This window comes from Changchengzhania lutea (assembly GCF_006974145.1).
GTDB lineage: Bacteria > Bacteroidota > Bacteroidia > Flavobacteriales > Flavobacteriaceae > Changchengzhania > Changchengzhania lutea.
In genome coordinates, this window is record NZ_CP039456.1 from 1,281,884 (window position 1) to 1,292,624 (window position 10,741).

Genomic DNA, 10,741 nt, shown 5'->3' on the forward strand with positions numbered 1-10,741 from the left:
TAAAGCCCTTTTTTTTATTTCCATTCCACAGTTTCCATAATATGCTTCATATCTTTTTGCAAGTAGTTTGCCGCCGGTAAAATAGAATCGTAATTTGGTTTTGCGTAGAAGTACAAAGAACCCGTTAGAAAGTGATTTATACTGTCTGTGATATAGAATTGTGCAGGAGATGCTACATCGCCTTTAACTTCAGAAAACAGACCATATACGCGTTTCTCTTTATTTTCGTATACCGTCACTGGAATCTCATCAGCCTTAATCATATGTTTTTGGGTAAGGTTTTCGGCATCCTTTAAAAACAACATGAAGTTTTCTTTTTTATTATCAATGGCTTTATAGGTTAAAAAAATAGTGCCTTTTAGTGTTGGATACTCAATATCCAGACCATAACTGGTCGTGGTGCCACTCAGGTTTTTGGACTTTATTTTAGTGGCCAGTTTATTCATTTCAAAAGAAAAAGGCAAGTCTAATTGCGACTTCGTATAATCTGCTTTAGGGTATTCCAATCTTAAATAGGCTTTTGGCTTAGGCACGTAATCCTCACCACAAGCTACAAAACCAAAAACCATAGATAAGGTTATAATTTTGAACACATATTTATTCTGGGATTTCTTAATCATGAAGTTTCAGTTTTCAATCAATTATAGAATCGTAAATTTAATCAGTTTAATGCGTTTTTTATCTAAAGCTTCAATAGTAAAAACGTAATTATCTATGTTTATTTTACTGTTTAATTTCGGGAAACTTCCAGAATTCTCTAAAACAAACCCAGCAATGGTTTCAGCTTCACCTTTAGAATTTTCAAAGATGGTCTCGTCTTCAAGTTTAATAATTTTATAAAAATCCTTTAAAGCCGTCTTGCCTTCAAACACATAATTATGGTCATCTAATTTAGAATAGGTTAAATCTTCATCATCAAATTCATCACTGATATCACCAACAATTTCTTCAATAATATCTTCTAACGAAATCAAACCCGAAGTTCCGCCATATTCATCTACAACAACGGCTAAGTGAACTTTCTTCTCTTGAAATTCCGCCATCAAATCATCTAACTTTTTATTCTCTGGCACAAAAAACGGATCTCTAATTAAACTGGTCCAATCAAATTGTTTCCTATCTATATAAGGCAATAAGTCCTTCACATACAGAATACCTTCAATAGTGTCTATACTATCCTTATAAACTGGGATTCTGGAGTAGCCATTAGCAATTATTTCGGGCATTATTTCTAAATACTTCTGATCTACGTTCAGCGCAAAAATATCGATCCGAGGGCGCATGACTTGTTTCGTATCTGTATTTCCAAATGACACAATCCCTTGCAGTATTTTATGTTCTTCTCTAGTAGTATCCTCTTCGCTAGTTAATTCTAGTGCCTGTGATAACTGGTCAACACTTAAATTGGATTTCTGTTTGCCTAATTTATTATGAATAGCTAAGGTCACGCTACGCATGGGCAAACTTATGGGTGATAATAAAAAATCTAAAACTTTTAAGGGGTAAGCCATAAAAGACGCAAATTTAATTTTGTTTCTGCTAGCATAAATTTTAGGCAGAATTTCGCCAAATAATAATATTAAAAAGGTCACTATAACAACCTCTAATGTAAACTTGAGGACTGGTGAGATAATATTTGAAAAAAGTGTGCTACTTAAATAGGCAAATAAAATAACAATGGCAATATTTATAAAGTTATTGGCGACCAAAATGGTGGCTAATAATTTTTTAGGCCGTTCTAATAGCTGACTTATTATTTGAATCCGTTTAGAGCCTCCCTCCAATCCTTCATCTATATCTGTTCTGGTTAATGAAAATAAGGATACTTCTGCACCCGAAATAAGCGCAGAACAGAATAAGAGTAAGAATAATAACGTGAAACCTATAACACTTGAAAAATCAATTGCTATAAGTGCGGATGTAAAACGCAGGGGCTCAGGATCCAAGTATGGTGGTTTTAGTTAAACTTTGAAAACGTGCTATACAGTAGTTTTTTGTTTTCATTTTAAAACGGGAGATCATCCTTTTCTGGCGCAGAGGCTTCATCCGCTTTTGGCATTGCCGCTGGCTGAGAAGCTTCTGGCTTATTGGAAGCATTATTGTCACTTTCCTTTTTGGTAGACAGAAATGTAAAATCTATGCACTGAACTTCAGTCGAATATCTATCATTGCCTTTGTCATCCTGCCACTTTCTGGTTTTTAAACGACCTTCAATGTACACTTTATCACCCTTGCTCAAATACTTTTCACATATTTCGGCACCTTTATTCCGAACCACTATATTATGCCACTCTGTATTTGTAACCCGTTCATTGGTTTGCTTACTGGTATAGGTTTCATTTGTTGCCAAGGGAAAACGGCCAATGCAACCACCGCCCTCAAAATAATGCATCTTTACCTCATCTCCCAAATGCCCTATTAGCATCACTTTATTTAATGTTCCAGACATAATTACGTTCTTTTTTGAATATGCAAAATTACACTAATGCTTTGCATTTTTTTAAAATTAATAAAAAAATATGATTGTGGATAGTAAACTACTGAAAATTAAAGTCATCAATAAAATTTCCAATTAAAATTGGAACTGCATAATCCCTTATTTTAGAGATGGGAATACCAGCACTTTTTATATGGGTTGTACTCACAATCCAAAAGGTGGTATATAAATGCTGATGAGATAATTTGTGAACGATAGGCTTATCATTATACTTGGATATTTCAAAGTGAGTATCACTTAACAAATTATGCGCTTTAAGATGTTCTAATACGACTTCATCCTTGAGTTGTTTTTCTACTTCAACTAACGGAAACTGAAATAAATTTTGCCAAATCCCTTTGCCTTCCCGTTTTTCTAAAATGGTTTTAGCATCATCAGAAGTAAATACCATAAAATGAAAATACTTTTTCTTCGCTTTCGCGGATTTAATTTTAACAGGCAGTTCATCAATTCTGTTTTTATTAAAAGCAATGCATCCATTATTAAAAGGGCAACTATGGCAATACGGATTTTTAGGCCTACAATGGGTTGCACCAAACTCCATGATGGCTTGGTTAAACTCAGCTGGATTATTCTTATCAATGAGCGCTTGAGCCAATTGTTTGAATTCTTTAGCACCTATTGAAGAATTGATTGGGGTGTCTATACCAAAATATCTAGAAAGCACGCGATATACATTGCCGTCTACCACCGCAGCAACTTCATTAAAACAAATGGAAGCTATGGCGCTAGCAGTATAATCGCCCACCCCTTTAAGTTTTAATAAATCCTTATAAGTATCTGGAAACTTACCATCGAGTTCATTTGCAATATGTTTTGCTGCAGCATGTAAATTCCGTGCACGAGAATAGTAACCGAGTCCTTGCCATAATTTTAAAACCTGTTCTTCATCGGCTTTAGCAAGATCAAAAACCGATGGGTATTCATCAACAAAAGCTGTATAATACGGTAAGCCCTGTTTCACTTGTGTTTGTTGCAAAATAATTTCAGAGAGCCATATGAAATAAGGGTTCTTGGTTTGGCGCCAAGGCAAATTACGCTTATTAACTGAATACCAATATGTTATAATTTCTGAGAATATCATGGATTGAATAATACGAAGTCGCAAAAATAAACGTTTATAATCTTAAATTTTAATGAATTAGGTTTGAAATATTGAATATTAAATTCCTATATTTGCATCCCTTTTAGAATTAAAAATAGTAACCCAAATAAATTATATTAAAATGACGAAGGCTGATTTAGTAGCAAAAATTTCTGAGAAGTTAGGAATTGAAAAAGGAGATGTTCAAGCAACTGTTGAAACATTCATGGAAGAAGTAAAAACTTCTTTAGAAGGTGGTGACAATGTATATCTTAGAGGTTTTGGAAGTTTCATTATCAAAACAAGAGCAGAAAAAACAGGTAGAAATATTTCTAAAAATACGACTATTAAGATACCTGCTCATAATATCCCTGCATTTAAACCTGCAAAAGTATTTGTAGAAGGTGTTAAAACCAATGTAGACGTTAAATAAAATATTAATAATAAATTACTAATTTAAAAAAGACACTATTTATGCCAAGTGGTAAAAAACGCAAAAGACATAAGGTAGCGACGCACAAACGCAAGAAACGTAGACGCGCTAACCGTCACAAGAAGAAAAAATAAACCAAAAAAGTAGTTAGACAAACTACTTTTTTGGTTTTAAAACAACAACGTTCTTTGAAATGAGTTCATTAAATTTTTAACATCATTTTGATGTTTATGAACTCCACGGATTTAAAAAATCCTGTGAAAAATAATGTATAATCCATCTGTATAATTTGGTTGCTGGTTGTTGGTTGTTAGTTGTTGGTTTTTGGTAATTTACCGTTAACTCTTAACTTTTAACTTTTAACTCTTAACTAGAGTATATGGATAAAAATTAACTCCATGGAGAAAGAATTGATTATTCGATCTAGTTCCGAGCATGTTGATTTTGCCTTATTAAAAGATGGAAAACTTATTGAATTACAGAAAGACGAAGATGATAACAACTTTTCGGTTGGTGATGTGTTTATAGCCAAAATACGAAAAGCTGTTCCTGGTCTAAATGCTGCATTTGTAAATGTAGGTTATGAAAAAGATGCCTTTTTGCATTATCATGATTTAGGACCAAAATTACCTTCTCTTTTAAAATTCACAAAACGTGTAAGCACAGGTAAATTAAACGACTATTCTTTAAAGAATTTCCCATTTGAAAAAGATATTGATAAAGACGGCAAAATTGCCGATGTCTTAAAATCAAATCAATCGCTATTAGTACAAATTGCAAAAGAACCTATATCTACAAAAGGCCCCAGAATTAGTTCTGAGTTGTCCATTGCAGGTAGATATATTGTTTTAGTCCCTTTTTCCAGCCGCATCTCTATTTCTCAAAAAATAGAAGACAAAGCAGAAAAAGACCGATTAAAACGATTGGTAAAAAGCATCACACCGCAAGGTTTTGGTGTTATTGTGCGTACTGTAGCCCAAGGCAAAAAAGTAGCTGAACTAGATAAGGATTTACAAAATTTGCTTAGTCGCTGGACGGCAATGTGTAAAAAGCTGCATAGAGCACATCATCCAAGTAAAGTATTAGGAGAAATGAATAAAGCCTCGTCCATTTTACGAGACATTTTCAATGACACTTTTACCAGTATTCATGTTGATGATGAAGAGCTCTACTATCAAATTAAAGAGTATGTGCAAGAAATTGCACCTAAAAAAGAATCAATAGTTAAACTGTATCAGTCTAAAGTACCCATTTTTGAAAAATTTGGTATTGAAAGACAAATTAAAACCTCATTCGGTAAAACCGTTTCTATGGCAAAAGGTGCGTATCTCATTATTGAGCATACAGAAGCCCTACATGTTATAGATGTAAACAGCGGTAACAGGTCCAATAAAGCCAATAACCAAGAGGATACAGCATTAGAAGTTAATTTAATAGCCGCTACAGAAATGGCCCGTCAATTGCGTTTACGTGATATGGGAGGTATTATTGTAGTCGATTTTATTGATATGACCAATGCTGCCAACAGGCAAAAACTGTTTAATCACCTTCGTGACGAAATGAAGGATGATCGAGCAAAACACAAAATTTTGCCGCCTAGTAAATTCGGATTGATACAAATTACAAGGCAACGTGTACGCCCAGAAATGAACATTAAAACACGAGAGGAAAATCCTGACGAGATTATTAATGGTTCTGAGGTTGAAGCACCCATAGGTTTGGTGCAAAAAGTAACACAAGATCTTGAACGATTGCTTAAAAAAGACTATAAAAAGCTGACATTAAACACACATCCTTTTATAGCTGCCTTCTTAACACAAGGCATTCCATCTATACGTTCTAAATGGTTTTTAGAACACAAAAAATGGGTCAAAATTTTACCAAGAGATGCTTACACATATTTAGAATATCATTTTTTCGATAAAGATGGTAATCAAATTAAATAACTTAAAAACCTGCTACTTTTATAAGTTTGCGGGTTTTTTGTTTTATAATTTGGCGTTACCCGAAAAGGGTTGGGCTATTCGTTACAAGTCCTCGGTCGTACCTCTCTGTGGGCTTTCCTCTGCTATCCCTAACGCGAGTTTAGCACCAATTTAGAAGTTCCTACATGACATGTCGAAAAAGTTTAATAATCTATATTATATTGGCAGTTGTTAAATAACCAAAGTAGATTTAAACTTTTACAAACCAGTATATTTCCATTTTCCTTTTTTCAAAATAGTATATGTATTACTAGTAAATACTCCCCCATTAGCATCCATTACTTCTAAATATATTTCAAAATAAGAACTTTTTGCACTTGAATAAACAGTGTCAGGTTCAACGAAAAAAGGAAGATTTTGACCAGTCCATATAACATAAGGAGCCCCATTTACATTTCTTTTTTTATACCACCATTTATAGTTTTGGGCATTTGTTATACCTCCATCATAAGTCCAAGTGATAAAATTTATACCAGAGCTCATATAAGTAGGGCCAGATAATAGAGGTTTAGGTGGATCTGGAAACAAATATCTTGAAGCTGAAACATCATATGAAGAAAAACTAAATGTGTTGCCTCCAGTATTATAGCCCATGATAGAATTAAAATCACAATTTGGTGTTCCAGGTATATTACTAATATTTGAGCAACCATTAACTATATCAGTATAACTATAGCTATGGTTTAGACCCAATGCATGCCCTAACTCATGAACTATTACCCATTCCTTTTGTAAAGCACTATAATACCCTATCCCTCCATCATTAATTTTCATCCAACTACCTGGTTTTCCATCGGAAGTGGGAAACCCAGCTGAAGCCGCTCCACTTGTTTTATAATACACTTGTATGTCAGCGTTATCATAATCGTATGTTATATATAAATTAACATGACAAATACTATTCCATTCATCCATAGCAGATTGAACAGCTGACATCCATGCTTGACTTACTTCAGATGCAAACGCAACACTTATACCAAAATCATGATTGACATCATGTGACACTAAATATGCTGTAGTTGTTTGAAGAATTTTGCTATTACTAGAATTTTTACTAACCAAATTTTTATTTGGCGGTAATGAATACTCCTTATTTTTATAAAATTCAATGTCTCCTTCTACTAAATAAAAATCACCTCTATCTTCAATATCACTTTCTTCAAAACCCCATTGTTTTAGGATTTCGAGTAACTTGCTATTATCCTCTAAAGCTTCTTCAACTACAACTTCCTCAGTTGTTTCTTCCGAACAATTCTGAAATAAAAATAATGGTATTACAAATACCAAAAATAACTTGATAATACTAAATTTGTTTTTCATTTTTTAATAATTTAAAGGTTAATAAAAATTTAATTTGCTATTAAAAAAATGAGGGAAAGTTTCTTAATGTATTAAAGTTAGTTTTTATGTTTTAATTTCATATGAGTAAAATGTTGAAAAACTTACTCTTTATCGAAAAACTAAAAATGTTGCTGTGGGGAATCCGTAAAATGAGGGTTTTTGTGAAACTATAAAGTTCAAATAATTAAGATTTACCTCTTAAGAGGAAATATGGTAGATAACTTATTAATTAAGGCGCAGGATTAGGTATTGCCGCATGCACCTCATTTATTTGCTTTAGTACCTCTTCACTTAAACTAATATCTATACTGCTGATATTTTCTTTAAGCTGCTCTAAATTGGTAGCTCCAATAATGTTACTGGCTACAAAAGGTTGCTGCGTTACAAAGGCTAATGCCATTTGCGCTAAAGTCATATTATGAGCTTCTGCTATTTTTAAATAGCGTTTTGTTGACTCAGTAGCCTGCTCGCTGCTGTATCTTGCAAATCGCGGGAACAATTTAAGTCTGGCATCATCACCGGCAATTCCTTTAATATATTTACCTGAAAGCACACCAAATGCCATGGGTGAATAGGCCAAAAGCCCTAAATTTTCACGAATAGCCACTTCTGCCATATCGCCTTCAAAGACTCTATTTAATAAGGAATATGCATTTTGAATGGTAGCCATTCTAGGTAAGTCGTGTGTTTTTGATTCTTCTAAAAAACGCATCGCGCCCCAGGCCTTTTCATTGGACATCCCAACATGACGAATTTTACCAGATTTAATCACCGTATCTAAAGCATGAAGGACGTCATTAAAATTATCTTTCCAAGCATCGTTTGGATTATGCTTATAATCGCGAACTCCAAAAGTGTTCGTCTCTCGCTCTGGCCAATGCAATTGGTATAGATCTATATAATCGGTTTGTAATCTTTTAAGTTCTGCATCGACAGCTTCTTTTATAGCAGTAGGACTAAATCCCGTGGTACGGATATGCGCTGTGTAATCGCCTGTGCCTGCAATTTTAGAACCAATGACAACTTGGTCTCTACGTCCTGTTTTCTTTAACCAAGTGCCAATAATTTCACTGGTTCTCCCTTGGGTTTCGGCTGTGGCAGGAACGGGATATAACTCTGCGGTATCAATAAAATTGATGCCTTGATCAAAGGCGTAATCGAGTTGGGCATGCCCTTCGGCTTCCGAGTTTTGATTGCCCCAAGTCATAGAACCTAAGCATAATTTACTAATTTTTAAATCGGTATTTGGTAAGGATGTGTATTTCATAAATGGTTTATATGCTATTTCCTCATATATCTCGTTCAAGACAAACTACAGCGGAAATCTTTTTAATGGAATATTAAATATAATTATAGGTTCCTGAATTTTCAGGAATGGTGTGTAAAGATAAAACCTTTCAGAATTAAAATTAAATCTGAAAGGTTTAAAATATGCTAATACTTATAAATGAAATGTCATTGCGAGGAACGAAGCAATCTGTTTATAATAGTAACTAATGCTTTAAATCATGAGATTGCTTCGTTTCTCGCAATGACGGTACTTGTTAATTCTCGTTTAGCAATTTAGACAGTTCGTCCAACTTTGGCGTTAAAATTACTTCTATACGGCGGTTTTTTGCTTTGCCTTCTGCCGTATCATTTGTGGCAACGGGTGCAAACTCGCCACGTCCTGCTGCGGTTAAATTTTCTGGGTTGATGTTGTTGTTTTCTCGAAGTATATTAACGATGGCCGTGGCGCGTTTGGTAGATAAATCCCAGTTGCCGCTAAGTTGCGTGTTGCCTTGGTAGGGGACATTATCTGTATGTCCTTCAATTAACACCGCAATATCCGGGTTGTCGCCTAATACGCTACCCAATTGCTGCACCGCCTTACGACCTTCGGATCCTACTGCCCAACTCCCTGAATTGAATAACAGCTTATTTTCCATAGAAACATAGACTTTACCGTCGCGTTGTTCTACGGTCAAGCCCTTACCTTCAAAATCTGTTAATGCACGGGAAATGGCATTTTTTAAATCGGTCATGGCGGCATCTTTCGAGGCGATAACATGTTCTAATTCTGCCACACGATTGGAACGGTCTTCTAATTCTTTTTTGAGTTTTTGTAAGCGTGCATTTTCGGAAGCTAGGGCTTGCTCTTTGGCTTCAAGTTGTGCCAATAACTCTCTATTCTTTTTAGAGTTTTCTGCAATCGCTGCCGAACTATTTTTTTCTAAAGCATCATAAGAGGCTTTTAAATTATCGAAATTTGATTTTGTTGCGTTGTAATCTGCTTGCAGCTTATCCCGTTTTGCAACTGCGACATCGTATTCCATCTCCAGTTGATCCAATTCATTTTTAGCAGCGTTTCTCTCATTGAGCAATACGTCATTTTCATCAGAGAGTTTTCTGTTTTCTTGTTTTAAATTAGCATACTTGTCTTCTAATTCTTTATAAATTTTTGGTGACACACAAGATGCAAAAAGCACGAGCGCCAGCATGGTAAAGGTGATGTTTTTAATCATGTTTATTAAATTTGAAATGTTATTGATTGCATTTTTGACATGCTCCTAATTTTCAATATCCACTAAAATTGGACAGTGATCACTATGAACAGCATCAGAGAGTATAACGGCTCTTTTAAGTTTTTCTTGTAACGGTTTTGAAACCATGGCATAATCTAAGCGCCAACCCTTGTTATTTGCGCGTGAATTGGCTCGGTAACTCCACCACGTATAGTTATCGGGTTCTTTATTCAAATACCTAAATGAATCAATAAAACCGCTCTCCATAAAATTCCCGATCCACTCACGCTCGACCGGTAAAAACCCGGAAACATTTTTCAAGCCTTTTGGATTGTGAATATCAATTTCGTTATGGCAAATATTATAATCACCACATATTACTAAGTTTGGAATGTCTTTCTTTAAGGCATTAATATAATTTTGAAATAGATCCATATATTCCAATTTATGATTTAAGCGCAAGTCATTAGTACCCGACGGTAAATACAAACTCATTATAGAAATCCCATCAAAATCCGCTCGAACATTTCGTCCTTCAAAATCCATAGAGGCTATTCCTGTCCCATATTCAACAAGTTTTGGTTGGATTTTACTAAGGATGGCAACACCACTGTAACCTTTTTTTTGGGCGCTATACCAGTAGTTATAATGGTAACCCGCATCAGTAAACAGGCTGAGATCCAATTGCTCTTCCATCGCCTTGATTTCCTGTAGGCAAACCACATCTGGATTAGCCACTTTAAGCCAATCTATAAACCCTTTATTTATTGCTGCCCGAATACCGTTAACATTGTATGATATGATTTTCATTCTTGGTTGAAATAGTTTATTAAGGTTGAATTTATCTTATATTCTACGAAGAAACCTTCATTTTAGCTAAAATAAATAATGCGTTAC

The 10,741-nt window shown here is 34.6% G+C and carries 10 protein-coding genes; 2 read left to right on the top strand and 8 right to left on the bottom strand.

Annotated features, from left to right (window positions below; all coding sequences use genetic code 11):
* Positions 1–14: 14 nt before the first annotated feature.
* The 4 genes from gldD to mutY form a co-directional block, all read right to left on the bottom strand.
* Positions 15–620: a gliding motility lipoprotein GldD gene (gldD, locus tag FAF07_RS06065; RefSeq protein WP_142784261.1), complete on the bottom strand. Its 606-nt coding sequence runs from the start codon at positions 618–620 to the stop codon at positions 15–17.
* Between the two features lie 21 nt (positions 621–641).
* Positions 642–1,946 (bottom strand): gliding motility-associated protein GldE, encoded by a 1,305-nt coding sequence (locus FAF07_RS06070; protein ID WP_142784262.1) that lies wholly within the window; start codon positions 1,944–1,946, stop codon positions 642–644.
* 59 nt (positions 1,947–2,005) lie between these two features.
* On the bottom strand, positions 2,006–2,449 hold the full coding sequence (locus tag FAF07_RS06075; RefSeq protein WP_142784263.1) for a single-stranded DNA-binding protein: 444 nt from the start codon (positions 2,447–2,449) through the stop codon (positions 2,006–2,008).
* An 88-nt stretch (positions 2,450–2,537) separates the two neighbouring features.
* Positions 2,538–3,581: an A/G-specific adenine glycosylase gene (mutY, locus tag FAF07_RS06080; protein ID WP_142786550.1), complete on the bottom strand. Its 1,044-nt coding sequence runs from the start codon at positions 3,579–3,581 to the stop codon at positions 2,538–2,540.
* Between the two features lie 142 nt (positions 3,582–3,723).
* On the opposite strand from mutY, the gene FAF07_RS06085 reads away from it, so the two are divergent.
* Positions 3,724–4,014 (top strand): HU family DNA-binding protein, encoded by a 291-nt coding sequence (locus tag FAF07_RS06085; RefSeq protein WP_055442767.1) that lies wholly within the window; start codon positions 3,724–3,726, stop codon positions 4,012–4,014.
* A gap of 398 nt (positions 4,015–4,412) precedes the next feature.
* Positions 4,413–5,960 (top strand): Rne/Rng family ribonuclease, encoded by a 1,548-nt coding sequence (locus FAF07_RS06090; RefSeq protein ID WP_142784264.1) that lies wholly within the window; start codon positions 4,413–4,415, stop codon positions 5,958–5,960.
* Positions 5,961–6,197: 237 nt separating this feature from the next.
* Here the strand turns inward: FAF07_RS06090 and FAF07_RS06095 are convergent, their stop codons facing one another.
* The 4 genes from FAF07_RS06095 to FAF07_RS06110 all read right to left on the bottom strand — a co-directional run bounded on the left by FAF07_RS06095 (position 6,198) and on the right by FAF07_RS06110 (position 10,654).
* Complete coding sequence (locus tag FAF07_RS06095) at positions 6,198–7,319, bottom strand: M57 family metalloprotease (RefSeq protein WP_142784265.1); 1,122 nt, start codon at positions 7,317–7,319, stop codon at positions 6,198–6,200.
* Between the two features lie 250 nt (positions 7,320–7,569).
* Positions 7,570–8,607: an NADP(H)-dependent aldo-keto reductase gene (locus tag FAF07_RS06100; RefSeq protein WP_142784266.1), complete on the bottom strand. Its 1,038-nt coding sequence runs from the start codon at positions 8,605–8,607 to the stop codon at positions 7,570–7,572.
* Between the two features lie 277 nt (positions 8,608–8,884).
* Positions 8,885–9,844 carry an OmpA family protein gene (locus FAF07_RS06105; protein ID WP_142784267.1) on the bottom strand — a complete coding sequence of 320 codons (960 nt, stop codon included), beginning with the start codon at positions 9,842–9,844 and terminating at the stop codon, positions 8,885–8,887.
* 45 nt (positions 9,845–9,889) lie between these two features.
* Positions 9,890–10,654, bottom strand: coding sequence for an exodeoxyribonuclease III (locus FAF07_RS06110; protein WP_142784268.1), 765 nt, complete (start codon positions 10,652–10,654; stop codon positions 9,890–9,892).
* Positions 10,655–10,741: the final 87 nt, after the last annotated feature.

What these genes read in the sequence shown, in the direction of transcription:
- gldD (WP_142784261.1), bottom strand. Translation starts at nt 620, where the DNA reads ATGATTAAGAAATCCCAGAATAAATATGTGTTCAAAATTATAACCTTA.
- FAF07_RS06075 (WP_142784263.1), bottom strand. Translation starts at nt 2,449, where the DNA reads ATGTCTGGAACATTAAATAAAGTGATGCTAATAGGGCATTTGGGAGAT.
- mutY (WP_142786550.1), bottom strand. Translation starts at nt 3,581, where the DNA reads ATGATATTCTCAGAAATTATAACATATTGGTATTCAGTTAATAAGCGT.
- FAF07_RS06085 (WP_055442767.1), top strand. Translation starts at nt 3,724, where the DNA reads ATGACGAAGGCTGATTTAGTAGCAAAAATTTCTGAGAAGTTAGGAATT.
- FAF07_RS06090 (WP_142784264.1), top strand. Translation starts at nt 4,413, where the DNA reads ATGGAGAAAGAATTGATTATTCGATCTAGTTCCGAGCATGTTGATTTT.
- FAF07_RS06095 (WP_142784265.1), bottom strand. Translation starts at nt 7,319, where the DNA reads ATGAAAAACAAATTTAGTATTATCAAGTTATTTTTGGTATTTGTAATA.
- FAF07_RS06100 (WP_142784266.1), bottom strand. Translation starts at nt 8,607, where the DNA reads ATGAAATACACATCCTTACCAAATACCGATTTAAAAATTAGTAAATTA.
- FAF07_RS06105 (WP_142784267.1), bottom strand. Translation starts at nt 9,844, where the DNA reads ATGATTAAAAACATCACCTTTACCATGCTGGCGCTCGTGCTTTTTGCA.
- FAF07_RS06110 (WP_142784268.1), bottom strand. Translation starts at nt 10,654, where the DNA reads ATGAAAATCATATCATACAATGTTAACGGTATTCGGGCAGCAATAAAT.